Genomic DNA, 25650 nt, shown 5'->3' on the forward strand with positions numbered 1-25650 from the left:
CCCACACGCCGCTACCAACAGGCCGATAAAACCGCCCGTACCTACCGCACCCGCGAACCCAAACCGCCATCATGAGTGTCAGCGATGTCCCGCGACACAAATGTCAGCGATGTCCCGAGACACCACACGTCGGTCAGCGACGAGAATCACGCCGAAGTCGCGCGGGCGCGGGCGAAGATGTCGTCCATCATCGCCGGGGTCAGCCGGCCGGTGAAGGTGTTCTGCTGGCTGGGGTGATAGCAGCCCAGCAGCATGACCTCTCCCGTCGGCGTGTCCAGCGGCGCGGCCGCGCCGTGCCCGAACTTGGGGGCGGGCGTGCCGACGGTGCCGCCGATGCGCCGGATGAGCGCAAGCGCCGCCTGCCAGGCGATCCCGCCCAGTGCGACGACCACGCGCACGTGGGGGCTGATCAGGCGCCACTCGGCGTCCAGCCACGGCGCGCAGGTGGTGCGTTCGGCCGGGGTGGGCGCGTTGCCGGGCGGCGCACACCGAACCGCAGCTGCAACTCGAATACCGTTGAGCGACAATCCGTCTCCACTGTCGACCGCAGTCGGCTGGCTGGCCAGCCCGGTCCGGTACAGAGACCCGAACAGGAAGTCGCCCGACCGGTCGCCGGTGAACACCCGTCCCGTGCGGTTGGCGCCGTTGGCCGCGGGCGCGAGCCCGACGACGAGAATGCCCGGCTTCTCGGAGCCGAACCCGGGTGCGGGCCTCCCCCAGTAGGGCTGATCGATGTAGGACTTCCGCTTGACCACGGCGACCTCTTCGCGCCACGCCACCAGACGCGGGCACGCCCGGCACACCGACACCTCGGCGTCGAGCTGACCGACCGTCGTGGCGGCGGATGCGAGCGCGACGACCTCGGCCGGTGAATCCGCGGCCGGGGTGCGCTTCGTGGCCGGGTCCCCCGGCCATCCCGTACCCGGGGGCACCGGCGAAGCGAACAGACCACCCGTGCGGGGGTGCGGCAAACTCACCGCTCGACCTGTTCGTTACCAGAAAGCACGGTTCATCGTTACCACGAAACACCGTTTACCTCACCCGCGTTCCGGGCAGTACGGCTCACCATGGATCGCCTGGGAACCCGAGCGAGGTGGGGAGAAACATGCGACGAGCACACGCGGCCGTCATCGGTATCTGCGTTCTGGTGACGGGGTGCGGCGCGACCGTCAGCAACGCCGAGTCGCCCGCACCCAGAACGATGATCCCCCGGCCGTTGACCGAGCGCGAACTCCCCAAGCTCCTGCTGACCCCCGAACAGGTGGCCCAGGCGATGGCGTCGCCCCCGATGACGGTCACCGAAGCGCAATCGGCGATGTCGGACAACAGCTCGATCATGGCGCCACCGGAATGCCTCGCCCTCGACGGTGCCGCGGAGGCGGCCGTCTACTCGGCCAGCGGCTTCACCGCCGAGCGGGACCAGAGCCTCAATGACGGCGACGCGTTCAAGCACTACTCCAAGCAGGCCGTGGTGCTGTTCCCCTACCTCGAGAAGGCCACCGCGTTCTTCGACGCTTCGGTCCAGCAGTGGTCCGCCTGCCACCAGTACACGCACACCCAGAGCGGAACCGAGTGGACCGTCGGCGAGATCCGAGCCGCCGACCACGTCCTGAGCACGGTGTCCACCCTGAACGAGGCCGCGGCACCGGGCTGGGGGTGCGGACGGGCGCTGGCCCAGGCCAACAACGTGATCGTCGACGTCAACACCTGCAGCGCCGATCCGGCCGACACCGCGGTCAAGATCGCTCAGCAGATCGCCGCCAACGTCGCGGCGACGTGGTGATCGACCGGGAGCTTGCTACCGTGCGGCGATGAGCCGGCGCGGCCCCCTGCTACTGATCCTGTTCGCCGCGTTGATGGCGGGCGCCGGGAACGGCATCTCGATGGTCGCGTTTCCGTGGCTGGTCCTGCAGCACACCGGATCGGCGCTCGACGCCTCGGTGGTCGCGATGGCCGGGACGCTACCGCTTCTGGCCGCGACGCTGATCGCCGGTGCCGCCGTCGACTTCCTGGGCCGCCGGCGCGTGTCGATGATCTCCGATGCGCTGTCGGCCCTGTCGGTCGCGACGGTCCCGGTACTGGCCCTGCTGTTCGGGGCGCAAGCCGTCAACGTCGCGGTGCTGGCCGGATTGGCCGCTCTCGGCGCATTTTTCGACCCGGCCGGGATGACCGCACGCGAGACCATGCTGCCCGAGGCCGCCCAGCGGGCCGGCTGGACTCTGGACCACGCCAACTCGTTCTACGAGGCGGCCTTCAACCTGGCCTACATCGTCGGGCCGGGCATCGGCGGTCTGCTCATCGCCACGTTGGGCGGGATCAACACGATGTGGGTGACCGCCGGAGCCTTCATGCTCTCGATCGTCGCGATCGCGGTGCTGCGCCTCGAGGGCGCGGGGACGCCCGATCCGTCGACCCGCGACGGGTCGGTGTGGGCCGGCATCGTCGAGGGGCTTCGCTTCGTGTGGCGCCACCGGGTACTGCGCACGTTGGCGTTCGTCGACCTGGCAGCGACGGGCCTCTACATGCCGATGGAAAGCGTGCTGTTCCCCAAGTACTTCACCGACCGCGACGAGCCCGCCCAGCTGGGCTGGGTGCTGATGGCTCTCAGCATCGGCGGACTGGTCGGCGCCCTGGGCTACGCGGTGCTGTCCCGGTTCACCCGGCGCCGCACCGTGATGATGACCGCGGTGCTGACGCTGGGGGTGGCGATGACGATCATCGCGTTCCTGCCGCCGCTGCCGCTGATCCTGGTCTTGTGCGCGGTCGTGGGCTTCGTCTACGGCCCGATCGCCCCGATCTACAACTACGTCATGCAGACCCAGGCGCCGCCGCACCTGCGGGGCCGCGTGGTGGGCGTGATGGGGTCGCTGGCCTACGCCGCGGGCCCGCTCGGGTTGATCGTCGCCGGGCCGCTGGCCGATTCGGCCGGGTTGCACGCCACGTTCTTGGCGTTGTCGTTGCCGATGCTCGTGCTCGGCGTGGCCACCGTGTTCTTGCGCCCATTACGGGAGCTCGATCCCGGGCCGCACGCCGAACAAAGCTCGTAGCATCGAGCACGTGGCTTCTGACGTGCTCGACGAACTGACCGCAGCGCTGCCCGAGGGCACCGTCGTCACCGATCCCGACATCGTGGCGTCGTATCGGCAGGACCGCGCCGCCGATCCGATTGCGGGCACGCCGATGGCCGTGGTGCGGCCGCTGCGTACCGACGAGGTGCAGACCGTGCTGCGCTGGGCCAGTGCGCACCGGATCGCCGTGGTCCCCCGCGGCATGGGCACCGGATTGTCGGGCGGCGCAACAGCTCTCGACGGCGGCATCGTGTTGTCCACCGAGAAGATGCGGGACATCTCGATCGATCCGGTGACCCGTACCGCCGTCGTCCAACCCGGACTTCTCAATGCCGAGGTCAAGAAGGCCGTCGCCGAGTACGGGCTCTGGTACCCACCCGACCCGTCGTCCTACGAGATCTGCAGCATCGGCGGGAACATCGCCACCAACGCGGGTGGTCTGTGCTGCGTCAAGTACGGCGTGACGACCGACTACGTGCTCGGAATGCAGGTGGTGCTGGCCGACGGGACCGCTGTGCGACTCGGCGGTCCCCGATTGAAAGACGTTGCAGGACTGTCGTTGACGAAGCTGTTCGTCGGAAGCGAAGGCACCCTCGGTGTGGTCACCGAGGTGACGTTGAAACTGCTGCCCGCCCAGCAGGGCGCCTGCACCGTGGTGGCGTCCTTCGATTCGGTCGAGGCGGCGGCGCGAGCCGTCGTCACGATCACCGGCAAGATCCGGCCGTCCATGCTCGAGTTCATGGATGCCGTGGCGATCAACGCGGTGGAAGACAAACTGCGCATGGGCCTGGACCGCAACGCCGCCGCGATGATGGTCGCGGCGAGCGATGATCGCGGACCTGCCGGCGCCCGCGACGCCGAGTACATGGCCGAGGTGTTCACCGAACACGGTGCCACGGAGGTGTTTTCGACTTCCGATCCCGAGGAGGGCGAAGCCTTCGTCGCCGCCAGGCGGTTCGCGATCCCCGCGGTGGAAGCCCGGGGGTCACTGCTGCTCGAAGACGTCGGCGTACCGCTGCCCGCTCTGGCCGATCTGGTCGGCGGCGTGGAGAAGATCGCCGCCAATCACGACCTGATGATCTCGGTGATCGCGCATGCCGGCGACGGCAACACCCACCCGCTGATCGTCTTCGATCCCACGGATGCGGCGATGGAGCAGCGCGCCCAGCAGGCATTCGGCGAGATCATGGACCTCGCCGTCTCCCTGGGCGGCACGATCACCGGCGAGCACGGCGTGGGCCGACTCAAGCGACCGTGGCTGGCGGGTCAGCTCGGACCCGAGGTGATGGACCTCAATCGGCGGATCAAGACGGCACTGGATCCGCACGGCATCCTCAACCCCGGCGCCGCAATCTGACGCGCCGACATAACTGGAGTTACATCATCCGGGCTATGCAAAGCTTTCGCTAAGCGAAGTTCACGGTCCTGCCTCCCACCTAGATCTCGCAACTACATAACCGTAGTGATATATATACCCAGTGCCCGACCGCGCCGCTCCCGCTGTCGACAGCATCGGTTCCCTCGTCGACCATGCTGCCGATCTCCTCGTCCGACACCTCAGCGACCGCGCCGACATGACCGCGTCGGCCGGCTTCGTGATGAACCGGCTGCACCGTGAAGGTCCCACCCGGCTGACCACGCTCGCCGCCAAAGAGGGCGTCAGCCAGCCGTCGATGACGCAGCTGATCCAGCGGCTCGAGCGGCGCGGCCTGGTGGCCAAGGTCGCCGATCCCGGCGACGGGCGGGCCACCTTGATCGGCGTCACGGAGGACGGGATCGCGCTGATGAACGCCCGCGCCGCCGCACGGCGCGAGCGCCTCGCGAAGCTGCTCGCGGCGATCAGCGACGAGGAGCGCGACGCATTGACGCTCGCCGCCCGTGTCGCGCTTCCCGTCCTCCAGTCGCTGGCCGCCACCGCCGACACCCTCTGCCTGGATACCGCCGACGAACAGGGACTGACATGAGACTCCTGCGGAGAGGACTGAAGAAGATGTGGATCCCGCTCGTGTTGATCGTGGTGCTGTCCGTGTCCGGTCTGGTCGTTTCGCGACTGCACCGCCAGTTCGCGTCCACAGACCTCAACGCCAACGCGGGCGCAGGAATAGAAATCGTGCAGTTCAACCCGAAAGTGATGGTGTACGAGGTGTTTGGCGCGCCAGGGTCGACCGCAGAGATCAGCTACTTCGATCCCGACGCCAACGTGCACACGCTCACCGCGACGCTGCCCTGGACCGTCTCGCTGTCGACGACGCTCCCGTCGGTCAGCGCGAATCTGATGGCGCGGGCTGACGCGGACTCGATCGGCTGCCGCGTCACCGTCAACGGGACAGTCCTCGACGAACGCCGGGCCGACGGTGTCGACGCCCAGACCTACTGCTTGGTGAAATCCGCGTGATCACACACGGCAAGCGGTTCGCGCACCGTCCGGAGAAGCACACCAAGGGACACCCCGTGGCCCACGTTCTGCGCATCATGTCCGTACCGGTCATCCTGGCGTGGATCGCCATCGCAGTCCTGGTGAACGTCATTGCCCCCCAGCTCGAGGTGGTGGGCGAAGAGCACTCGGCGCCGATGACCCCCAACGACGCACCCTCGGTTCAGGCGATGAAAGAGATGGGAGCGAACTTCAAGGAGTTCGATTCCAACAGCACCGTCATGGTGATCGTCGAGGGTCAGCAGCCACTGGGACCAGATGCCCACCAGTACTACGACGAGATCGTCAAGAAGCTCCGCCAAGACCCCGAGCACATCCAGCACATCCAGGACTTCTGGGGCGACACCCTGACCGCCGCCGGCGCCCAGAGCTCCGACGGCAAAGCCGCCTACGTGATGCTGAACCTGGCCGGCGAGCAGGGCCAGACGCTGTCCAACACCGGTGTCCAGCACGTACGAGAAGCCATCGCCAACACGCCGGCCCCACAGGGCGTGCAGGCCTACGTCACCGGACCCGCGGCACTCACCGACGACATGCACGTCATCGGCAACGCGAGCCTCGGCCAAATCACCGCCTTCACGTTGCTCGCGATCTTCTTCATGCTGCTGGTGGTTTTCCGGTCGCTCGTCACGACCCTGATCCAGCTGTTCCTCACCGCGATCGGCCTACTGACCGCGCGCGGCGTCGTCGCAGTGCTTGCCGACAACGGCTCCTTCGGCCTGACCACGTTCGCAGGCAACATCCTCACGATGCTCGCCATCGCCGCTGCCACCGACTACGGCATTTTCCTGTTCGGTCGCTACCGCGAGGCGCGTAGTGCCGGTGAAGACCGGGAAACGGCCTACCACACCACCTTCCGTTCAGTGACCCCGGTGATCATCGGCTCCGGGTTGACGATCGCCGGCGCCACCTACTGCCTGTCGTTCGCGCGGCTCCCGTACTTCTCCACCATGGGTGAGCCGGTAGCGATCGGGATGGTCGTCGTCGTGGCCTCGGCCGTCACATTGGGCCCCGCGGTGCTGTTCCTCGGCAGCAAGATCGGCCTGTTCGAATCGAAAGGCGATGCGCGCAGCCGCTTCTGGCGTCGGGTCGGTACCGCGGTCGTGCGCTGGCCCGGTCCGATCCTGGTGGCGAGCGCGTTCATCGTGCTCATCGGGCTCGTCGCGATACCCGGCTACAAACCGGCATACAACGACCGCTACTACTTGCCCGACAACGCCCAGGCGAACATCGGCTACGCGGCTGCCGACCGGCATTTCACCCCGGCCCGGATGAATCCGGACATCATCATGGTCGAAGCCGACCACGACATGCGCAATCCCGGCGACATGCTCGTGTTGAACGCGATCGGCCGCAACGTGATGCAGGCCAGGGGTATCGCGATGGTGCAGAGCATCACCCGGCCGCTGGGCATCCCGATCCAGCACAGCTCGATTCCGTTCCAGACCAGTGTGTCCGGTCAGGTACAGAACCAAAACCTGCCGTTCCAGCGCGCGCAGTTGGACAACATGAAGAAGATGGCAGAGGCCACCCAGGCCAACATCGACATCATGGAGAAGCAATATCAGCTCTCACTCAAACAGACTCAGATCACCCAGGATTCGGCGCAGAAATCCAAGGAGTTGTTGCAGATCACCGAGCAGCTCCGTGACCACATCGCGGATTTCGACGACCAGTTCCGGCCCATGCGCAACTACTTATACTGGGAACCGCACTGCTACGACATCCCGATGTGCGCAGCCATCAGGTCGCTGTTCGACTCACTCGACGGGATCGACCAGCTGACCGACGCACAAGGTGAGGTGCAAGGCAACACCGATCAACTCGCCGACCTGGCTCCCCAGCTGACGGCGCTGCTGCCCCAAACCATCGCGACGTCGAAGCAGACGTTGGCGATGACGTGGGCGTCCTACAACTCGCAGAAGGCGCTGCTCGACCAGATGGGCGCGATGAACGACACCGCGCTCGCGATGGGCGCGGCGTTCGACACCGCCAAGAACGACGACCTGTTCTTCCTGCCGCCGGAAGCGTTCAGCAATCCCGACTTCCAGCGTGGCCTGAAGATGTTCATGTCTCCCGACGGGAAGTCGGCCCGACTGTTCATCACCCACCAGAGCGATCCTGCGACGGTGGAGGGCATCTCGCGCGTGGATGCCGAACGTGAAGCCGCGCAGAACGCGATCAAGATGACCTCACTGTCAAACGCGAAGATCCTCATCGGCGGGACCGCAGCCACCTACAAGGACATGTCCGACGGGGCGAAGTACGACCTTCTGATCGCCGTGGTCTCTGCGCTGACGCTGATCTTCATGATCATGCTGATCCTGACCCGTAGCGTGGTGGCGGCGGCCACGATCGTGGGCACCGCGGCCAGTTCGATCGCCGCGTCGTTCGGCATCTCCGTGCTGATCTGGCAGGATCTGCTCGGCATCCAGATGCACTGGCTGGTCATGCTGATGTCGGTCATCATCCTGCTGGCCGTCGGCGCGGACTACAACCTCCTGCTGGTGCACCGCTTCCGCGAGGAGATCCACGCCGGCCTGAAGACCGGCATCATCCGGTCGATGGCCGGCACCGGTGGGGTCGTCACCTCGGCGGGCCTTGTGTTCGCTGCGACGATGGCAGCGATGCTGGGCAGCAGCCTGACTGTGTTGGCGCAGATGGGATCGACGATCGCGATCGGCCTGTTGGTCGACACGCTGGTGGTCCGGTCGTTCCTGATGCCGTCGATCGCGACGCTGTTGGGTCGCTGGTTCTGGTGGCCGCAGGTGGTCTACCCGCGCGGGGACAACCATTTCCTGCCACCGGCGGCGCCGGCACGGGACGACGACACCGCCCCGGTGCCTGTCGGAGGCTGAGTCGCTCCCGTCCCGCGTGGCAACTCGGTGATCAGGAGTCACACGGTTACCATCACGCGGTGCCCGATCTGCCTGACGTCCGGCGCACCCGAGCGGTGTCGCGCCGCGACGCGCTGCGCTTCGCCGCTGCAGCATCCGCCGGCCTGGGCGTCGCCGCCCTGGGCGCCGGTGCGCCCACGGCGTCGGCGGCCGCGCCCACGCTGATCGATTTCGCCGCCGCACAGATCCCGGCCGATGCGATTCGAGCGGCCGGCCATGCCGGCGTCGTCAACTACGTGTCCCTGTCGCGGCCCGGATCGAACTTCGGCGCCAAGCCGATCACGCTGCCCTACGCGCGCTCGCTGAATGCGCAGGGGCTCGTCATCGTCAGTAACTATCAGTACGGAAAGCCCGGCGGCACTGCACCATCGGACTTCACCCGCGGGTTCGCCGGCGGCGTCGCCGACGCCAAGACCGGCTGGGGACTGCACACCGCCGCCGGAGGCGGCCGCAGCGCGCCGATCTTCTTCACGATCGACGAAGACATCAGCCGCGACACCTGGAACACCGTTGCCCTGCCCTGGTTTCGCGGGATCAACTCAGTCCTGGGGGTGCAGCGCACCGGTATCTACGGCGGCATCGATGCGTGCCAGTGGGCGATTGCCGATGGCGTCGTCGGGGCGTCCAGCGTTCCTGGCTATCGGTGGGCCTGGCAGACCAAGGCGTGGTCCGGCAATCGCATCCATCCGCAAGCGGTGCTCTACCAACGCATCGTCGACACAGCGTCGAACCCGGGCCCGCTGGTCGGCGGCATGCGTGTGGACGTCAACGACGTGATGGCCCGCGACGTCGGGCAGTGGAACCTGCATCAGTGACCGCCAGGTGCTCGAGCAGCCAGAGCTGGGAGTGATCCAGCCATTGGCGGTAATGGCCCATCGCGCAATGGTCGTCGTCGGGATAGAGCAGCAGGGTGGCGTTGCCGGCGGCCGCGGCGAGGTCACGGCTGTCCTGGGTATCCAACAGGGTGTCATGGTCCCCGTTGATCACCAACAGCGGAATGGTGATGTCTGAGTAGCGATCCCGGATGGACAGCGCTCGTAGCCTGCTGATCAGGTCGATGGGATGAGCCGCACCAACGGTGTTGGCCAGAGCGTGCAGGATGATCTGAGGTGTGCCGAGCGCGCCCCCATGGAAGGAGCGGTGTGTCGGCGCTCCGCACGCTATCGCGCACGCCAGCCGATCGCTCGTGGCGGCCATGCGCGCAGTCCAGTAACCGCCGAAGCTGACCCCGACCATCGCGATCCGGTCGGCGTCGAGCCGGGTGTCGGAAGCGAGGTGCTCGATGACGTGGTGATAGATCGCTTCTGATTGCGGCCCCATCGAGTCGGTGTAGGCATAGCTGCCGGGCATCTCCATCAGGAACATCGCCATGCCGGATTCGCGGTAACGCAATTGAGGGATCGCCAACTCTTGGACCGTGCCCTCCAGCCCGTTGGTGGTCAGCACCACCGCATGCGGTCCAGGGCCCGGCGGCAGGATGAGGTAGCCATGGGCGGAGTCAGTGCCGACGACCGGGATCTCGACCTTCTCGACCGTCAGGCCGAGCGCGGGAAGCATTGCCGCGACCAGGATGTCGAAGAGGTTCCGTGAGCGCCGATATGCCTGCATCCGTTGAGGGTCGTGACCTGGAAAGGCGCTGACCTGGTAATAGGTGATCGCCTTCACCCATGCGTCGATCACTCTGAATGCCAGGGTGATGCGTTCGCGATCGCCGCTCGGCACGTGTTCCTCCACGAGTTCGACGATCGTGCGCGGGTCGGCCTGCGGCCCGTGATCGGCGAACAGTTCCGCGGCGGGGGCGATCCACGCCGCAAGTCCGTCGGAGTGCTCGGCGGCGGCAAGGTTCGGGTCGGTGAGGTCAGGCACGGCAGAGTCGCCCCCGGCCAACTCCCGCAGGAAGTCAGCGGCTCGCCGGGCATGCGCCTCGGCGATGGCGTTCCAGTGACGGCACCAGCGGTCGTCGCGGAATGAGCGGGCGTCTCTGATCTGCCGGGCGAACGAGGCATGGTCGAGTCCACCCATGTTGGCGTAGCGCAGCACGAACAGCGCCGGAAGGAATGGCGCGGCGCCGACGAAGCGGGCAGCCACATTCGTGCTACGGGTGAACGCACACGCCGTCACGAAGAATTTCTGCGGCAGACGGGCCTCGGCCATCGGGGTTCCTTTCAGTTCGTAGCGCTGGGGACGGTGTCACGGCTCGTTGCAGAACACGTCGTCGGCAACTTCCTGCACGCTTGACTCCCCAACATTCCGGAACGACTGTTCCGAGACTAGCATTGGTTTGCGATAATGTGGAACGACTGTTCCGGTGCTCGCGGGAGGATTGTTGGTCGATGAAGCTCAGACGTGTGCGCGTCACCCATGGCGTGGAGCTGCAGGCTCGAGTCGATGATGACCCCTGGCAGCCCACCGACGACCGAACACCCCTGGGCGGGCGAATCTTCGACCACGAGTGGGAGGTGGCCCGCGCCGACGAACAGCTTCGCCACAGCACCGCGCTCCTGCCGTTTCAGCCGGTGTCGTTTCGGGACTTCATGCTCTACGAGCAGCACGTGCTCGACGCCAGCCGCGGTTTGGTCCGGCGATTCCACCCGCGCCAGTACCGGCTCGTCGAGACGGTCGAGACCATCACACGGCGCACGTTTCCGTTGCTGAAACCTAAGCCCCTCTTCTACTCCCAGCCCATGTACTACGTGTCCAACGCGTTGACATTCGTTCCGTCGGGGACGCCGATTGCCACGCCCGCATACAGTCACGCCCTGGATTACGAGCTGGAGATCGGGTTCGTGCTGGCGCGGGGCCTGTTCAACGCCACTCCGGCCGAGGCGCTCGACGCGATCGGGTCGTTCGTCGTGCTCAACGACTGGAGCGCTCGCGACGTTCAGCGCACCGAGATGGACAGCGGATTCGGCCCCCAGAAGGCCAAACACTTCGCCAGTTCACTCTCGGAGGTTGCCGTCACCGCCGACGAGATTCTTCCTCGCATCGATGCTCTTCGTGGAACGGTCTCGATCAACGGTTCTGTCGTGTCGACAGTGTCCAGCGCCGGTATGCAACACAGTGTGGGCGACGTCCTCGCGCACGCCTCCCACTCCGAACATCTCTATCCGGGTGAACTTTTCGCCACCGGCACCCTTCCCGGCGGCAGCGGCATGGAAACCGGGCGTTGGCTGCACCCGGGGGACACGCTGGAACTCGCCATCGACGGCATCGGTTGCATCGAACACGCCATCATCGAGTCATGACCGGCCTTCCGGCAGCCGACCGGACCCACCGCGCCTCGCGGGCGGCCAACCGGGAGGACCTCCAGAACCGGTTACTCGACAGTGCCGAGGAACTTTTCGCCGACCGCGGCTATTTCGGCGTCAGCGTGCGCGACATCACCGATCACGCGGGCACGCGCCTCGCGGCAGTCAGCGAACGATTCGGAGGTAAGGAAGCGCTGTTCCGGGCAGTCCTGCTGCGCCGTATACAGCCGCTCAACGATGACCGCCGAACCCGCCTCGCAGCTGTGCCCAGCCGCGGCAGCCAGGCACGGCGGCTGCGTGCACTGATCGACGCGTTCACCGAACCGATGCACCAACGAGCTGGCGACCCACTGTGGGACAACTACTTTCGGTTCATCGCGCAACTGGCCAACTCCGGCCACCCCATCAAGCGCTTGATCGCCGAGGACTACAACGCCATCGCCTTTGACTTCATCACCCGCCTTCACGCCATCTTCCCGTCCGCCGATGAGGCCGCCATCCACGATGCCTACCTACATATGGTCGCCGCCACCATGCACACCTACTCCAACAACCTCCGCCTCGACAGCCTGACCGACGGGCGCCTGCACACCAGCGACATCGAAGAGCGCCACCAGGCTCTCCTGCGCTTCGCCGAGGGCGGAATCCTCGCGCTGGTCAAGGCGGCGCAGGGTCACTGACCCGTGGGGGCAACGCGGGAGACACCGCCTGCCAGGCGGAAGGTATTGATTCGCCCGGCCTCGCGATTTAATATGAATTAGAAAACAGGTGGCACCTGGTTGCCTGTTTGGACGAATGGGAGCCCGATGATGGCCCTGGCCGGAGCACTGGCATCCCGGTTGCGCTTACCGTTGATCGCGGCGCCGATGCTGAGAATTTCCGGCCCGGAGTTGGTCATCGCCGCCTGCCGCGCGGGCGTCATCGGCGCATTTCCCACTGCCAACGCTCGAAGTGTCGAGCAACTCGACGAATGGTTGACCATGATGTCCACTGCAGGCATCACCACGCCCTACGGCGCGAACCTCATCATCAGACAACCGGCGCTCGCCGACCACGTGGCGTGTCTGATCGAGCACCGCGCGGAGATCGTGATCACGAGCGTGGGCTCCCCCGCGCCCGTGGTGCAACCGCTCCACGACATCGGGGCACTCGTTCTCGCCGACGTCGCGACGCTGGACCACGCGCGCAAGGCCGTCGCCGCCGGGGTCGACGGCCTTGTCCTACTGACTGCAGGCGCAGGCGGCCAGACCGGGTGGATGAACCCATTCGCGTTCGTCCGTGCAGTCCGCGAATTCTTCGACGGGACAGTGGTGTTGGCCGGCGGCATGAGCGACGGGCACGCCCTGCGGGCAGCGATCTCCTTGGGCTGCGACTTGGGATACATGGGAACCCGCTTCATCGCGACCACGGAGAGCCGGGCCTCGCAGGAGTACCGCGACATGCTGGTGACGTCCACGATCGACGATGTCATGCTGACGAGTGCGTTCACGGGACTGCCGTGCAGCATGTTACGTCCGGCGATCCGCGCCGCCGGTCTGGACCCGGCGCAGTTGAACGAGCAGATCACGGCGGCGAACGCGACAGAACTGTACGGGGGCAAGACCGACCATGGCGGACCCAGGCGATGGCAGGACATCTTCAGCGCCGGGCACACCGTCTCGGCCATCGAACGGACAAGCGACGTATCGGATCTCATCGATCAACTCGCGCTGGAATTCGAGGCGAAGTGACGACGGCCACGCGATCCCTGACGACCTCACCGACGGTGGGCGGGTCGGCCCTGCGCGCGCTCGCCCGACATCCGCAACGCAGTGCATTCGTCGATCCTTCGGGTAAGCACACCACGTATGCCGCGGCGGCCGAACTCATCGGCCGCTACCAAGCCGTTCTGAGCGAACACGGCCTCCAAAGAGGCTCGTGCGTGGCAATTCTGAGCGCCAACCGCATGGAGTCCTGGTGCGCGTCCGTCGCCGTGCAGGCCGGCGGAATGACGGTGACGTGGCTACATCCATTGGCATCCATCGAGGACCAGCGCTTTCAGATCGAGCACAGCGAGGCCGATGCCGTCATCGTCGACGAGCAGAACTTCGGTCGACGTGGTCGTGACCTGGATGCTGCATTCTCTTTCGGCGCTGCGGACTACGGCGTCGGTCTGTCCGAGGCTGCCGCCGGCGTCGGACCGCGGGCACCACACGACTGCGCCGACGCCGGCGACGTCGCGATCATCAACTACACCGGGGGCACGACTGGTCGGCCGAAAGGTGTGCTGCGACGCCACGCACCGTTGGTGGCCTCAGCCGCAGCGATACTGGCAGACTTCGAGATACCCGAATCTCCACGCTATCTCGCCGTCGCCCCCAACAGTCACGTGGGCGGGTCGATGATTCTGCCGGTCCTGGCGCGAGGCGGCACGGTCCACCTTCACCACGGGTTCGATCCCGCTGCCGTTCTGGGCGCCATCGCCGCCGAACGAATCAGCATCACGCTGCTCGTACCGACGATGATCTACGCGCTGCTCGACCATCCGATGTTGGGTCACACCGATACGTCCGCGTTGGAGGTTTTGCTCTACGGCGCCGCGCCGATGCCACCCTCGCGCCTCGCCGAGGGGCACCGTCGCCTGGGCCCCGTGTTCGCCCAGCTGTACGGGCAGACCGAATACCACCCCATCAGCTATCTCTCCCGCAGCGATCACCAAGACCCGACGCTGGCAGGCTCCTGCGGTGTTCCGACCACGACCACCGAGGTACGCATCCTCGACGACCTCGGCAACGAGGTTGCGCGGGGCGCGGCTGGTGAACTGGCGGTCCGCGGCCCGGCCGCAATGGAGTCCTACTTCAAGCAGCAGGAACCGGAACCCACACGCGACGGTTGGATACTGACCGGCGACATGGCGACCGTGGACGGCCGCGGATACCTGCGCGTCGTCGATCGCAAGAAAGACATGATCATCAGCGGCGGATTCAACGTGTATCCCCGCGAGGTGGAGGACGCACTGGCGTCTCACCCAGATGTCGCCGAAGCCGCCGTCTTCGGCGTCCCCGACGACCACTGGGGTGAAATCGTGGTGGCCGCCGTCGTCCTGCGACCCGGCGCCGTCTCCGACCCGGCCACGCTCATCAGCCATGTTCGTGACGTCAAGGGCTCGTTGCACACACCCAAGCAGTTGCTGGTGACCGACGTCCTGCCGCGTACGGCGCTGGGCAAGGTCGACAAGAAGGCACTCCGGAGCACGCATTTACACACCGGTCGCGGAACAGCCAACGGAACGCGCGCCGAATAGTCTCTCGTAGGCTCCCGCTTTCACTTTGATCTTCGACAACGCCTCACTGCAGCGAGTCGCAGTGTCCGAGAACCTGTCATGACGGACTCTCGAGTGTGGCGATGGGGATCGCGGCGAATCGTGTTGGGCCACCAGATTCGATCACCGATGGTTTGGCTCAGTACGACATATCGGTTACGGCCTGGACGTCGCGCCTTCCGACGCAATGTCACAAAGCGTCGCGGTGGCCCTCCGAATTAGCTGGTCGTGTGCCGAGGCGGACCAGGCAGCCACCAGATCGACGCCGAGGGCGCGCGGCCGCAGCGGCCGATACGCGACGCCGGCGACGTCCAAGGCAGCTGTCGGTGCAGGCACGATCGCTACTCCGAGACCGGCGGCCACGAGCGTCACCAGGGTCGAGGTCTCCTGCACTTCGTGACGCACCAGAGGAGTGAAGCCGGCCTCGGCGCACAGGCTCGTCACGACGGTACCCATGACTGACCGACCACCACCGACGTGAGCGACGAACTCCTCCTCGCGCAGATCGCCGATCGCCAACCCCTTTCGCCGGCTCAGACGATGCCCCTCGGGCAGCGCCACCAATAGCGAGTCGCGGCGGACGATCTCGGTGCACAGTCCGGGATCGACCACCGGAGGGCGTAGCAGCGCAAGGTCGATCTGCCCCGCCGCCAGCGCCGTCAGCTGCGCCGGGGCGAGCATCTCACCGCGCACGCGGACGTCGACATCGGGAAGCAGTTCACGTAGCGCGCGGACGAGCTGCGGCAGCACTGAATAGGTGGCCGAGCCGACACACCCGATCGTGAGCCGTCCGGTGGTGCCCTCTGCAACGCGGCGGGCTACGTCGGCGGCATCGTCCACCGCGGCCAGGATCGCGATGGCGCGGTCCAGGTACGCCTGGCCGGCGGGGGTCAGCTCGACACTGCGAGTGGAGCGGGTCAGCAGGGCGACACCCAACTCGCGTTCGAGCTGACGGATCTGTTGGGACAGTGGAGGTTGGGCGATGTGCAGTCGCTGCGCAGCGCGGCCGAAGTGGAGTTCTTCGGCGACGGATCGGAAGTAGCGCAGGTGCCGCAGCTCCATTAAGATTTTCCACCTATCAATTCTGCTGATTTAAGTATTTCAGAGTATCGTCGGTGCGTCCTATCGTCGAGGCATGACCGATGTGGTGATCTGCAGTCCCGTCCGCACTCCGGTCGGTCGGATGGGCGGCGCCCTGGCGGCGCTGTCCGCCACCGACCTGGCCACCGCGGCGCTGCGGGCCTTGATCGAGCGCACCGGCCTTCGCGGGGGCGACATCGACGACGTCGTTCTCGGTAACGGCTACGCCAATGGCGAGGCGCCGGCGATCGGGCGCATCGCCGCTCTCGATGCTGGTCTCGGTACAGGGGTGCCTGGTTTGCAGATCGATCGGCGGTGCGGCTCCGGCTTGCAGGCCATCCTGTACGCGGCTGGACAGGTCGCCACCGGGGCGGCCGATGTGGTCATTGCCGGCGGGGCCGAATCGATGTCGAATGTCGAGCACTACGCCCTCGGTTTGCGAACCGGTGTCCGGCAAGGTGGCATCGCGCTGCTGGATCGATTGGACCGTTCTCGCGAAACTGCTGGGGGCACTTCGTATTTCATCGAAGGTGGCATGATCGAGACCGCGGAGAATCTGCGGCGTGAGTACGGTATCTCCCGCGACGATCAGGACCAGTTGTCGCTTCGGTCGCACCAACGTGCGCTCGCCGCCTACGAGGATGGCCGCTTCGAGGACGAACTGGTGCCCGTCACCGTCCCGGGTAAGCGCGGTGAACCCGGCGTGCTCGTCGATCGAGATGAGCATCCGCGCCCCGACCTCACTGTCGAGAAGTTGGCCGAGTTGCGACCGATCCGAGTCAAGGTCGATGCCGAGTCGACGGTCACCGCCGGTAACGCCTCGGGCCAGAACGACGGCGCGGCGATGTGTGTCGTGACCACCGCCAGCCACGCCCAAAGGCTCGAATTGACACCACTGTTGAAGCTGCGCTCATGGGCCGTCACGGGCTGCGGACCGGAGATCATGGGCATCGGTCCCGTCTCTGCGACCGCCGCAGCGCTGAAGCGTGCTCGACTGACACTCGACGACATCGACCTGATCGAAGTCAACGAGGCCTTCGCCGCGCAGGTGCTGGCAGTACTGGCTGAGTGGAAGGTCGACGCCCTCGATGACCGGTTGAATCCGAATGGGTCCGGGATCTCACTGGGGCACCCGATCGGCGCGACCGGTGCCCGAGTTCTGGCCACCGCCGCGTTTGAGGCGCGGCGCCGTGGTGCACGGACGGTGCTGGAAACCATGTGCATCGGCGGCGGTCAGGGCTTGGCCGCGGTGTTCGAGGCGGTGGCCTGATGGCGATCATCTGTGACACCACCGTCGACGCGGTGGCCGACATCGAAGACGGCAGCACCGTGCTGATCGGCGGTTTCGGAATGGCCGGCATGCCCGTTGCGCTCATCGACGCGCTGATCGGCAACGGCGCAACGGATCTCACCGTCGTATCCAACAATGCCGGTAACGGTGATACCGGCCTGGCTGCACTGTTGGCCGCCAGACGTGTCCGCAAGGTGATCTGCTCGTTCCCCCGGCAGTCCGATTCCTGGGTGTTCGATGGCCTTTACCACGCCGGCGACATCCAGCTCGAGGTCGTGCCGCAGGGCACCCTGGCCGAACGGATGCGTGCCGCCGGCGCCGGCATCGGCGCGTTCTACTGCCCGACTGCGGTGGGAACCCCGTTGGCCGAAGGCAAAGAAGAGCGTGTGATCGACGGCCGGAGTTACATTTTGGAATACCCTTTGGCCGGTGACGTCGCACTCATCGGCGCATACAAGTCCGACCGGATGGGCAATCTGGTGTATCGCAAGACCGCTCGCAACTTCGGGCCCGTGATGGCAACGGCAGCCGCCACGACCATCGTTCAAGTCAGCGAGGTGGTCGCCACAGGTGCCCTCGACCCTGAAGCCGTGGTCACCCCCAGCATTTTCGTCGACAAGGTGGTGGCGGTATGAGCGCGCTGACAAAAGAACAGATGGCCGCCCTTGTCGCACGCGATATACCCGCCGGTTCGTACGTCAACCTCGGGATCGGTCAACCCACCACCGTCGCTGACCACCTCCCCGCCGGCAGCGGGATCGTGCTGCACACCGAAAACGGCATGCTGAACATGGGACCCGCAGCTGCTGGCGATCAGATCGACCCCGACCTGACCAACGCGGGCAAGATCCCGGTCACCGAGCTTCCCGGAGCCGCCTACTTCCACCACGCCGATTCGTTCGCCATGATGCGTGGCGGCCACCTCGACGTCTGCGTGCTGGGTGCGTTTCAAGTGTCGGCCAACGGCGATCTGGCCAACTGGCATACCAATTCTCCCGAAGCCATCCCCGCGGTCGGCGGTGCCATGGACTTGGCCATCGGCGCCAAGCAGGTGTTCGTGATGATGACGCTTTTCGCCAAGGACGGCTCGCCGAAACTCGTTCCGTCGTGCACCTATCCGCTGACCGGTCTGGGATGCGTGTCCCGTGTCTACACCGATCTGGCGGTGTTCGACATCACCGCCGAAGGTGTGACCGTCCGCGACATCTACGGCATCAGCCGTGCTGAGCTCGCCGATTGCCTCGACGTGCCACTGCTCGATCCTGCATCCAATCCGTAGGGGATGCACTGCGCGAGAACCCCGCTCGAGCCAATTGAACTTACCTCGAGAACAGCGCCCTACCCCACCCTCCGCTCGACGGTCAGAACGGGAACACGGGGATCGTGCTCTGCGCAGTGACCCATTGGGTTTCGGTGAACGCGTCCAGGTTCGCGCCGATGCCTCCGACCCGCCCACCGTTGCCGGACGACCCGACCCCTCCGAATGGTGCTACTGCCTCGTCTCCCACGGTCTGGTCATTGACGTGCACCAGCCCGGCGGGGATGCGCTCTGCGATTTCGAGGCCCTTCATGGCGTCGGCGGTCAGGATGCTCAGCGACAGCCCATAGTCGGAGCTGTTGGCAATCGCGACGGCTTCGTCGATCGAGCCGAACGACGCAACCGGGGCAACGGGGCCGAACACCTCGTCTTGAAAGGCGGCGGCCGTCACCGGTGTCTGCGCCAACACGGTGGGCCGGTAGAACAAGTCGTCATAACGGCCGCCGGCGGCCAGCGTGGCGCCGGCCTCCACGCTCTTGGAGACCAACGCGTGAATGTGATCCCGCTGTTTGGCGTCGATGATGGGGCCAAGGGCGACGTCGCCGGTGTTGGGATCACCGACAGGCAAACGGTCGGCGTGCTCGGCGAGCAGCGCAGCGTACTCAGCGGCGACGCTCTCGTGTACGAGGTGGCGGCCCGCCGCCATGCAGATCTGGCCCTGATGCAGGAACGAGCCGAAAGCTCCTGCAGATACGGCCTTTTCGAGGTCGGCGTCGGCAAGCACGATCAGCGCGTTGTTGCCTCCGAGTTCGAGGTGCGCGCGCTTGAGGTGTCTACCGGCGAGTTCACCGACGACGCGTCCCGCGCGGGTCGACCCAGTGAATGCGATGACCCGCACCGTGGGGTGGACGACAACGGCTTCGCCGGCCTCGGCTCCGCCCGGCAACACGCTGAGCAGTCCCGCAGGGAGCCCCGCTTCTTCGAAGACGCGGGCGAGCACCATGCCGCCGCAGACCGCGGTGCGCGGATCCGGTTTGAGGATGACGGCGTTGCCGAGCGCCAACGCCGGTGCCACGGCGCGGATGGACAGGATGATCGGGAAGTTGAAGGGTGCGATGACGCCGACGGTGCCCACCGGGATACGGCGCGAGAAGCTCAGCCGTGACTGCTCCGAGCGCAACACCTCACCGAAGGGGTGGCCGGCGAGTGCGGCGGCGTTGTGGCATTCCTCGGCGGCCGTATGTGTTTCGATGCGGGCCTTGGCCGCGACGCTGCCGGACTCGCGGATGACCCACTCGTCGATCTCGTCGGCGTACTGCTCGAACAGCATGCCGGCGCGGCGCAGAACCTCGGCCCGTTCGGTGAAGGGCCGGGCGGCCCAGTCGACCTGAGCACGCGCGGCTCGCTCGGCGGCACGCGCAACGTCAGCACCGGTTGCCATTCCGACCGTTGACAGCTGCCGCCCCGTCGCGGGTTCGACCACTGCGTGGTCGGCAGCGCTGCCGCGCACCCACTCCCCCATGAAGATGCGGGACTCCCACACCGGATGGGCCAGTAGCCGCGTGGTCTGGCGGAGCTTTTCTGTGCTTGTCATCGTTTCTCCGTTTCGTTCCTCAGCCTCCGTGACCCAACACCGGTAACGGGATCAAAGTGTTGTGAGTCACTGTCGATCATGGTCAACATGTGGGCAATGCTTCCTCTCACCATGTGGAAGACGTACGTTTGGCCCGTTACGAGGCGAAGGACCGATCGATGAGCCAGTCCATAAGTTCATTGGCAAGAGCGCTGTCCATTCTCGAGTCATTCAGCGAAGACCGACCCGAGCAGACCTTGGGCCAGATCGTCGACGAGACGAAGATCCCGCCGGCCACCGCGCATCGATACCTCGCTGAACTCGTCAAGTGGGGCGGCCTGGACCGGACCGGGCGCGGCACCTACACCGTCGGAACCCGACTGTGGCAGCTCGGTGCCCTCGCCCCGAAGGAGCGCCAGCTGCGCGACGTCGCACTCCCGGTACTGGAAGACCTCTTCGAGACAACGCACGAAGTAGTGCATCTGGTCGTCCTCGACGGCAGTCGTGCGCTCTACGTCGAGCGACTCGCACCCCAGTCCCGTAGGGGCGCCGCCGTCTCGTCACAGGTGGGCTACCGACTGCCACTGCACGCGACCGGACCAGGAAAGGTGTTGCTGGCCTTCGGTACGCCGACGTTGCGGGAAGCGGTGCTGTCCGATGAACTGCCGAAGATGGCATCGGGCACCATCACCGACCCGGATGTGTTGCGCAAGGTCCTCTCCGACATCCGCACCACAGGATTCGTCATCTCGCGCAACGAGATGACCGAGGGCAATGCCTCGGCGGCCGCGCCGGTCTTCGGCAAGGACGGCAGCGTCGTCGCCGCGATCTCCGTCGTCGTGCCGGCCGTCCACCCGAACCTGGCCGGCCTCGCCCAGGGTGTCCGGGTGGCCGCCGCCGTCGTCTCCCGCAGCCTTCGCCAGGACGGCAGGCGCTGATCGGGGCGACCCCGTCACACTCGGCTGAGCTCGATGCTCTCCGCGGCTGCCCGGACGGTTTCGGCGCCGGTCCGGAGCCCGTCGAGTTCGGCGGCGGACAGGTCCCACTCGACGATCTCACGCACCCCGTGCCCGCCGAGCAGCGCAGGAACGGTCACGCTCGCACCCTCGATGCCGTATTCGCCGTCGAGAACCACCGAGACCGGTACCGGCTGCGCAGATTCGGCGAGCATATTCTCGACGAGCAGGGCCGTTCCGCGGCCGGTGCTCCAGGTCGACGTCCGTCCGGAATCCAGTGCCACATGGGTGACGTACCAGGAGTCGACGTACTCCTTGACGATTGCCCGCTGCTCCGCATCGACCCGCACGGGTGATCCGTCGACGCGCACGTTGTCATAGAGCGGGACCTGCCCGGCACCGTGTTCGCCGAGCACCCACGCCTCGACGCGGTGCGCCGAGACGCCCAACGCCCGGCTCAGACCGGTCCGCAGCCGCAGGCTGTCGTTGAGTGTGTAACCCAGCAGTTTTCGCCGATCGAACCCGGTGCGCTGATGCAGCCAGGTGGCCAGCGCGTCGGCCGGGTTGGTGAGCATGACGAGCACACCGTCCCAGCCGGACGTGAGCAGCGGTACGGCGAGCTCGTCGACGATCCGGGCGTTGTCATTCAGGAACACCGATCGGGAGGTGTTCAGGCGCAGGGGGACGGCGGCGCTGAGGATGACGATGTCGGAATCGGCCGCGTCGTCGGCGGTGCCGCCCCGGACCGTCGAGAAGCCGTCGATGCCGGCCATGTCCTGCATGTCCATCACGTGGCTGGTCACCATGTTGGGCTTGGTGTCGACGATGACGATGTCGTACGTCGCGCGCCCGCGAAGCAGGTTGAAGGCGACGGAGGATCCGATCCCGCCTGCACCGCCGAAGATCGTGACCTTTACTGGAGTGTCGTTCATGGGGTTCCTTCTGATCGGGATGGTGGAGGTCAGGGCTGGAAGTCTCGGTCGGCCTGGACCGCGACTTCCAGGACCAGTGGGCTCTTACGGGTGGACAGGGTCGGGATCACTTCGTCGAGGATCTCGAGAAGGTCGGCGAGCCCGGCGGCGCGGCTGACCGGACAACCCAGGCTGGTGGCCAGGCCGCTGACCGAGACTTCCTCGAACGCAGGCCAGGGCGCCGGTCCGGTGCCTTCCTTCTCCGCGAGCCGGTCCATGATCGCGTAGCGGCCGTTGGCCAGGACGACGAATAGGGTACCGACGTCGTATCGCGCTGCGCTCCAGAGTGATTGGATGGAATACAGCGACGAGCCGTCGCCGAGTACTGCTACCACCGGACGCTCCGGGGCAGCCATCTTCAACCCGATGGCCGCCGGCATCGCAAAACCGAGCCCGCCCATGGCGGCGCTGACGAAACCGAGTGGTTCGCGGGCGGGCAGCAGCCGGTGTAGGTCGGGTCGGCTCGAAGGGGTTTCCTCTACGACAACTGTGTTGCTCGGCAGCCGGTCACTGAGCGCGGTGAGGACGTCGGCTGCGCGCAGCGCCGAGCCGGGCTGCACCGGGGCGGGCCGTTGCGCCTGGCGGGCCGGAGCCGCCATCTGGGGACGGGTCGGCACTTCCGCGGCGAGCATCGCGGCGAATTCGGCCGGATCGGCCAGGATCGCGAGATCGGCTGGGCTGCGGGCAGCTTCGTTGCCGTCGTCGGTGACCACGACCACCGATGTGCCGTCGGGCACCAGGGGTCCGTCCTCGAACGGGTACTGACGGAACACCGGCGCGCCGATGGTGACGACGAGGTCGTGCGGCCGGAGTACCTCTCTGAGCCGGGACCGTCCGGCCGGGAGATGCCCGGCGAACTGCGGGTGATCCTGCGGGAAACCCGCACGGGCACCAAAGGATTCCTGATAGACAGGGCAGCCGAGTCGCTCGGCCAGTGCGGTGGCCGCCCGCCACCCGGCGGCGCTGTCCAGTCCGGCTCCGACGACGAGCGCCGGATTGCTGCTGTTGCGAGTCAACTCGGCGACCTCTGTCACCGAATCGGGTCGCGGCAGCCGATCGACGAGCATCCGGACCGGTGCGGCGACCTCGTCCAGGGCCGCGGTGGCAAGCCAGTCGTCCATCGGGACGATGACCAACGCCGGGCCGCGACCGATCCTGGCTTCGTGCCAGGCTCGCGCGATCGCCCCGGGCACGTCTTGGGGCCGGGCCGGTTGATCCACCCAGACGGGGTAATCACCCGCCAGGTTGGACAAGTGGCCGGCCAGAAATGGCTCCAGCGCCAGATGACGTCGGTCCTGCTGGCCCACGATGACCACGAGCGGCGCCCGGTTGCACCGTGCCGTGGCCAGTGCACCGACGGCGTTGCCGAGGCCGGCCGTGGTGTGCAGGATGACCAGAGCGGGGCGGTCGGCGGCCAGTGCGTGCCCGGTCGCGATTCCGACCACGGACGCCTCATGCAAGCCCAGGATGAAGTCGAGGTCGTCGGGGAGGTCGGTGAGCAGAGACACCTCGGTGGATCCGGGGTTGGAGAAGATCGTCGTCATCCCCAACCGGCGGAAGATGTCGAACGTCTGGTCACGAACAGTGGTCATCAGCTGTAACTCCAGTTTTCGAAGGAAATCGGCGAGGAACTCATCGGGCGTCGGACGTCGCGACGCCGCGCCGCGGTGGGAACGCACGGACTGCGATCTCGTCGTACGGACGTCCGTGGGCATCGCCGTTCCGGCGCCCGGCCAAGGTGCCGAGCCAGGCGAGCGCAAACGCGACGGGGACGGTCACGATTGCCGGAATGCTGAGCGGGAAGATTGCGCCGCCGCCCATCACGTTCGGGCCGATCACAACGAGCACGATGCTCAGCAACAGCCCACCGGTGATGGCGGCTTGGGCACCGGTTCTGTTGAATCCGCGCCAGTAGATCGTGAGTACCAGGACCGGCGTCAGGGTGGCAGCGGCGATCGCGAAGGCGACGTTTGCGAGGAAGCCGATGTTGAGATTCTGCGCCCCGAGGGCGAGCACGATCGCCAGTAGCGAGATGACGACACCGGCGACCCGACCGACGATCAATTGCCGGCGAGGACTGACGTCACCGCGTTTGATGACGTTGGTGTACAGGTCATGTGCCGCTGCACCCGACGCGGCGATGGCGATGCCGGCGAGGACCGCGAGGATGGTGGCGATCACCACACCGGCAAGCACCGAGAGCAGCATGTTGCCGCTGACGGCCTCCGCGAGGCGGGCGACTGCCAAGTTGCCGCCCTTGTTGTCGGCCACGATTCTCTCGCGACCGACCTCGTTGAGGGCGGCGTAGCCGAAGATCGGCAACAGCAGGAAGAACACCGAGAAGATGGACATCGCGATCAGGGAGGACGTCCGTGCCGCGCGGGCGTTTTTCGTCGTCAGGAACCGCAGCATCACGTGGGGCAGCCCCATCACGCCGAGGCCAAGGCCGATGATCAGTGACACGTTGTTCCAGGCCGAGGCGGAGTCGAGCCGATGCGCGCTGACCACCTCGGGGCCGAACTTGGCGGACGCTTCCACGAGGGGGCCCACGGGATTCCATCCCGTCCGGGAGATCACGAACAACAGGAGAATGAAGACGACGGCGAGGAGCAGGACACTCTTGAAGACCTGTATATGGGTGGCGGCGACCATTCCGCCGAGCAACATGTACACGGTCATCAGGACCGCCAGGACCACGACCGCCACCGAAAATGGCACGCCCAGAAGGAGTTCGGCGAGAATGCCGGCTCCCACGAACTGGATCATCATGTAGATCACGCTGATCACCAGGGTGGTGACCGCCACAGATGCCCGCAGCAGTCGACCATCGAACCGAAACGACACGACGTCGGCGAGGGTGTACTTGCCGAGGTTGCGCAGTGGTTCGGCCACGATGAGCAGGACCAGCAGGAAGGCGGTCGGGATACCGATGGCGAGATAGAAACCGCTGAACCCCGTCAACGCCACCGCTCCGGTGATGCCCAACAGTGAGGCCGCCGAAAGCTGCTCGCCAGCGATGGCGAGCCCGTTCTGCCACCCGCTGACACGTTGGCCGGCCACGTAGTGGTCCCCGGCATCGGAATTACGCCGCGCCGCCAGCGCAGCCAGCCCCAGGGTGGCAACCACGATGACCGCCACGATGACCATCGACAACGCATGCATCAGGCGGCCCCGCCGTCATCGTCGAGTCGGTTGCTGCGCACGCAGTGCTCCATGGCGATCGTCAAGACCACGAGGAAATTGAAGAACGCCACGATGTAGCCGATGCCCACACCGCCGACATGGCCGTCGAAGACCGGGGTGAACAGCATGAGTATCGTCAGCACCAGGAGCAGCGCGAAGGCTCCCCCACCACTGAGCAGTTTTCGTCGAATCTGCGTGCGCGTTTCGGGCGGCAGAGTGCGAGGCGCCCGCACCCCCTGGTCAACGGCTGGAGGAATCATGGGTTGTCTCCGGGTGAGAATCGCGAGTTGTGTGTCGAGACACATCCGCATACCGGGTGTACTGCGGCTCACACACGATGCCTCGTGGCGTGCGCGAGTCGAAAGTGCTTCTCTCAACATGCGGAAAACC

The 25650-nt window shown here is 66.2% G+C and carries 23 protein-coding genes; 15 read left to right on the plus strand and 8 right to left on the minus strand.

Annotation, left to right across the window (positions count from 1 at the left end):
- Positions 1 to 146: 146 nt before the first annotated feature.
- A complete protein-coding gene (locus DMB80_RS22790; protein ID WP_111511945.1) occupies positions 147 to 977 on the minus strand; it encodes a uracil-DNA glycosylase in 831 nt (276 codons plus the stop codon).
- A gap of 128 nt (positions 978 to 1105) precedes the next feature.
- On the opposite strand from DMB80_RS22790, the gene DMB80_RS22795 reads away from it, so the two are divergent.
- The 7 genes from DMB80_RS22795 to DMB80_RS22825 all read left to right on the plus strand — a co-directional run bounded on the left by DMB80_RS22795 (position 1106) and on the right by DMB80_RS22825 (position 9214).
- The gene (locus DMB80_RS22795) at positions 1106 to 1783 is read left to right on the plus strand and encodes a sensor domain-containing protein (RefSeq protein ID WP_111511946.1); all 678 of its coding nucleotides are present in this window, start codon (positions 1106 to 1108) and stop codon (positions 1781 to 1783) included.
- A gap of 28 nt (positions 1784 to 1811) precedes the next feature.
- Entirely contained in the window at positions 1812 to 3047 is a 1236-nt protein-coding gene (tap, locus tag DMB80_RS22800; protein WP_111511947.1) for a multidrug efflux MFS transporter Tap, read from the plus strand.
- Between the two features lie 10 nt (positions 3048 to 3057).
- A complete protein-coding gene (locus tag DMB80_RS22805; protein WP_111511948.1) occupies positions 3058 to 4425 on the plus strand; it encodes an FAD-binding oxidoreductase in 1368 nt (455 codons plus the stop codon).
- 121 nt (positions 4426 to 4546) lie between these two features.
- Positions 4547 to 5032 (plus strand): MarR family winged helix-turn-helix transcriptional regulator, encoded by a 486-nt coding sequence (locus DMB80_RS22810; protein ID WP_240431344.1) that lies wholly within the window; start codon positions 4547 to 4549, stop codon positions 5030 to 5032.
- Positions 5029 to 5463: an MmpS family transport accessory protein gene (locus DMB80_RS22815; RefSeq protein ID WP_111511949.1), complete on the plus strand. Its 435-nt coding sequence runs from the start codon at positions 5029 to 5031 to the stop codon at positions 5461 to 5463. Before DMB80_RS22810 ends, DMB80_RS22815 begins: the two co-directional genes overlap by 4 nt.
- 77 nt (positions 5464 to 5540) lie before the next feature.
- Complete coding sequence (locus DMB80_RS22820; RefSeq protein ID WP_111511978.1) at positions 5541 to 8360, plus strand: MMPL/RND family transporter; 2820 nt, start codon at positions 5541 to 5543, stop codon at positions 8358 to 8360.
- Positions 8361 to 8419: 59 nt separating this feature from the next.
- The gene (locus tag DMB80_RS22825; protein ID WP_111511950.1) at positions 8420 to 9214 is read left to right on the plus strand and encodes a DUF1906 domain-containing protein; all 795 of its coding nucleotides are present in this window, start codon (positions 8420 to 8422) and stop codon (positions 9212 to 9214) included.
- Here the strand turns inward: DMB80_RS22825 and DMB80_RS22830 are convergent.
- A complete protein-coding gene (locus DMB80_RS22830) occupies positions 9165 to 10553 on the minus strand; it encodes an alpha/beta hydrolase family protein (protein ID WP_111511951.1) in 1389 nt (462 codons plus the stop codon). The genes DMB80_RS22825 and DMB80_RS22830 overlap by 50 nt on opposite strands.
- Before the next feature lie 179 nt (positions 10554 to 10732).
- Here DMB80_RS22830 and DMB80_RS22835 point away from each other — a divergent pair, with 179 nt between their 5' ends.
- The 4 genes from DMB80_RS22835 to DMB80_RS22850 all read left to right on the plus strand — a co-directional run bounded on the left by DMB80_RS22835 (position 10733) and on the right by DMB80_RS22850 (position 14930).
- Positions 10733 to 11644, plus strand: a complete 912-nt coding sequence (locus DMB80_RS22835) for a fumarylacetoacetate hydrolase family protein (RefSeq protein WP_111511952.1) — start codon at positions 10733 to 10735, stop codon at positions 11642 to 11644.
- Positions 11641 to 12327 (plus strand): TetR/AcrR family transcriptional regulator, encoded by a 687-nt coding sequence (locus tag DMB80_RS22840; RefSeq protein ID WP_111511953.1) that lies wholly within the window; start codon positions 11641 to 11643, stop codon positions 12325 to 12327. The genes DMB80_RS22835 and DMB80_RS22840 overlap by 4 nt, the downstream gene beginning before the upstream one ends.
- Positions 12328 to 12456: 129 nt before the next feature.
- On the plus strand, positions 12457 to 13377 hold the full coding sequence (locus tag DMB80_RS22845) for an NAD(P)H-dependent flavin oxidoreductase (protein WP_205538859.1): 921 nt from the start codon (positions 12457 to 12459) through the stop codon (positions 13375 to 13377).
- Positions 13272 to 14930: an AMP-binding protein gene (locus tag DMB80_RS22850; protein WP_111511954.1), complete on the plus strand. Its 1659-nt coding sequence runs from the start codon at positions 13272 to 13274 to the stop codon at positions 14928 to 14930. Before DMB80_RS22845 ends, DMB80_RS22850 begins: the two co-directional genes overlap by 106 nt.
- A 174-nt stretch (positions 14931 to 15104) precedes the next feature.
- On the opposite strand, the gene DMB80_RS22855 is transcribed toward DMB80_RS22850, so the two are convergent.
- The gene (locus tag DMB80_RS22855; protein WP_111511955.1) at positions 15105 to 16010 is read right to left on the minus strand and encodes a LysR substrate-binding domain-containing protein; all 906 of its coding nucleotides are present in this window, start codon (positions 16008 to 16010) and stop codon (positions 15105 to 15107) included.
- 73 nt (positions 16011 to 16083) lie between these two features.
- Here DMB80_RS22855 and DMB80_RS22860 point away from each other — a divergent pair, with 73 nt between their 5' ends.
- From DMB80_RS22860 to DMB80_RS22870, 3 genes are read left to right on the plus strand one after another with little or no spacing between them, the layout of a single operon-like run.
- Entirely contained in the window at positions 16084 to 17298 is a 1215-nt protein-coding gene (locus DMB80_RS22860; protein WP_111511956.1) for an acetyl-CoA C-acetyltransferase, read from the plus strand.
- Positions 17298 to 17954, plus strand: coding sequence for a 3-oxoacid CoA-transferase subunit A (locus tag DMB80_RS22865; protein ID WP_111511957.1), 657 nt, complete (start codon positions 17298 to 17300; stop codon positions 17952 to 17954). Before DMB80_RS22860 ends, DMB80_RS22865 begins: the two co-directional genes overlap by 1 nt.
- Positions 17951 to 18598: a 3-oxoacid CoA-transferase subunit B gene (locus DMB80_RS22870; protein ID WP_111511958.1), complete on the plus strand. Its 648-nt coding sequence runs from the start codon at positions 17951 to 17953 to the stop codon at positions 18596 to 18598. The genes DMB80_RS22865 and DMB80_RS22870 overlap by 4 nt, the downstream gene beginning before the upstream one ends.
- Positions 18599 to 18680: 82 nt before the next feature.
- Here DMB80_RS22870 and DMB80_RS22875 read toward each other — a convergent pair whose 3' ends face one another.
- On the minus strand, positions 18681 to 20171 hold the full coding sequence (locus DMB80_RS22875) for an aldehyde dehydrogenase family protein (protein WP_111511959.1): 1491 nt from the start codon (positions 20169 to 20171) through the stop codon (positions 18681 to 18683).
- Positions 20172 to 20329: 158 nt separating this feature from the next.
- Between DMB80_RS22875 and DMB80_RS22880 the strand changes: the two genes are divergently transcribed.
- On the plus strand, positions 20330 to 21088 hold the full coding sequence (locus DMB80_RS22880; RefSeq protein ID WP_111511980.1) for an IclR family transcriptional regulator: 759 nt from the start codon (positions 20330 to 20332) through the stop codon (positions 21086 to 21088).
- Positions 21089 to 21102: 14 nt separating this feature from the next.
- On the opposite strand, the gene DMB80_RS22885 is transcribed toward DMB80_RS22880, so the two are convergent.
- The 4 genes from DMB80_RS22885 to DMB80_RS22900 are packed head-to-tail and all read right to left on the minus strand — an operon-like array spanning position 21103 to position 25520.
- Positions 21103 to 22038: a malate dehydrogenase gene (locus DMB80_RS22885; protein WP_111511960.1), complete on the minus strand. Its 936-nt coding sequence runs from the start codon at positions 22036 to 22038 to the stop codon at positions 21103 to 21105.
- Between the two features lie 29 nt (positions 22039 to 22067).
- Positions 22068 to 23669 (minus strand): thiamine pyrophosphate-dependent enzyme, encoded by a 1602-nt coding sequence (locus DMB80_RS22890; RefSeq protein WP_111511981.1) that lies wholly within the window; start codon positions 23667 to 23669, stop codon positions 22068 to 22070.
- 40 nt (positions 23670 to 23709) lie between these two features.
- Entirely contained in the window at positions 23710 to 25239 is a 1530-nt protein-coding gene (locus tag DMB80_RS22895; protein ID WP_111511961.1) for a solute symporter family protein, read from the minus strand.
- Complete coding sequence (locus DMB80_RS22900) at positions 25239 to 25520, minus strand: hypothetical protein (RefSeq protein WP_240431345.1); 282 nt, start codon at positions 25518 to 25520, stop codon at positions 25239 to 25241. The genes DMB80_RS22895 and DMB80_RS22900 overlap by 1 nt, the downstream gene beginning before the upstream one ends.
- Between the last annotated feature and the right edge of the window lie 130 nt (positions 25521 to 25650).

Source organism: Mycobacterium kyogaense, from assembly GCF_003254575.1.
In the GTDB taxonomy this organism is placed as follows: domain Bacteria; phylum Actinomycetota; class Actinomycetes; order Mycobacteriales; family Mycobacteriaceae; genus Mycobacterium; species Mycobacterium kyogaense.

Excerpts from the sequence above, each read along its gene's own strand:
- DMB80_RS22885 (WP_111511960.1), bottom strand. The coding sequence starts at position 22,038 with ATGAACGACACTCCAGTAAAGGTCACGATCTTCGGCGGTGCAGGCGGG.
- tap (WP_111511947.1), top strand. The coding sequence starts at position 1,812 with ATGAGCCGGCGCGGCCCCCTGCTACTGATCCTGTTCGCCGCGTTGATG.
- DMB80_RS22895 (WP_111511961.1), bottom strand. The coding sequence starts at position 25,239 with ATGCATGCGTTGTCGATGGTCATCGTGGCGGTCATCGTGGTTGCCACC.
- DMB80_RS22890 (WP_111511981.1), bottom strand. The coding sequence starts at position 23,669 with ATGACCACTGTTCGTGACCAGACGTTCGACATCTTCCGCCGGTTGGGG.
- DMB80_RS22850 (WP_111511954.1), top strand. The coding sequence starts at position 13,272 with ATGGCAGGACATCTTCAGCGCCGGGCACACCGTCTCGGCCATCGAACG.
- DMB80_RS22870 (WP_111511958.1), top strand. The coding sequence starts at position 17,951 with ATGAGCGCGCTGACAAAAGAACAGATGGCCGCCCTTGTCGCACGCGAT.
- DMB80_RS22860 (WP_111511956.1), top strand. The coding sequence starts at position 16,084 with ATGACCGATGTGGTGATCTGCAGTCCCGTCCGCACTCCGGTCGGTCGG.
- DMB80_RS22845 (WP_205538859.1), top strand. The coding sequence starts at position 12,457 with ATGGCCCTGGCCGGAGCACTGGCATCCCGGTTGCGCTTACCGTTGATC.
- DMB80_RS22795 (WP_111511946.1), top strand. The coding sequence starts at position 1,106 with ATGCGACGAGCACACGCGGCCGTCATCGGTATCTGCGTTCTGGTGACG.
- DMB80_RS22815 (WP_111511949.1), top strand. The coding sequence starts at position 5,029 with ATGAGACTCCTGCGGAGAGGACTGAAGAAGATGTGGATCCCGCTCGTG.
- DMB80_RS22840 (WP_111511953.1), top strand. The coding sequence starts at position 11,641 with ATGACCGGCCTTCCGGCAGCCGACCGGACCCACCGCGCCTCGCGGGCG.
- DMB80_RS22820 (WP_111511978.1), top strand. The coding sequence starts at position 5,541 with ATGTCCGTACCGGTCATCCTGGCGTGGATCGCCATCGCAGTCCTGGTG.
- DMB80_RS22880 (WP_111511980.1), top strand. The coding sequence starts at position 20,330 with ATGAGCCAGTCCATAAGTTCATTGGCAAGAGCGCTGTCCATTCTCGAG.
- DMB80_RS22835 (WP_111511952.1), top strand. The coding sequence starts at position 10,733 with ATGAAGCTCAGACGTGTGCGCGTCACCCATGGCGTGGAGCTGCAGGCT.
- DMB80_RS22855 (WP_111511955.1), bottom strand. The coding sequence starts at position 16,010 with ATGGAGCTGCGGCACCTGCGCTACTTCCGATCCGTCGCCGAAGAACTC.
- DMB80_RS22865 (WP_111511957.1), top strand. The coding sequence starts at position 17,298 with ATGGCGATCATCTGTGACACCACCGTCGACGCGGTGGCCGACATCGAA.
- DMB80_RS22830 (WP_111511951.1), bottom strand. The coding sequence starts at position 10,553 with ATGGCCGAGGCCCGTCTGCCGCAGAAATTCTTCGTGACGGCGTGTGCG.
- DMB80_RS22875 (WP_111511959.1), bottom strand. The coding sequence starts at position 20,171 with ATGACAAGCACAGAAAAGCTCCGCCAGACCACGCGGCTACTGGCCCAT.
- DMB80_RS22900 (WP_240431345.1), bottom strand. The coding sequence starts at position 25,520 with ATGATTCCTCCAGCCGTTGACCAGGGGGTGCGGGCGCCTCGCACTCTG.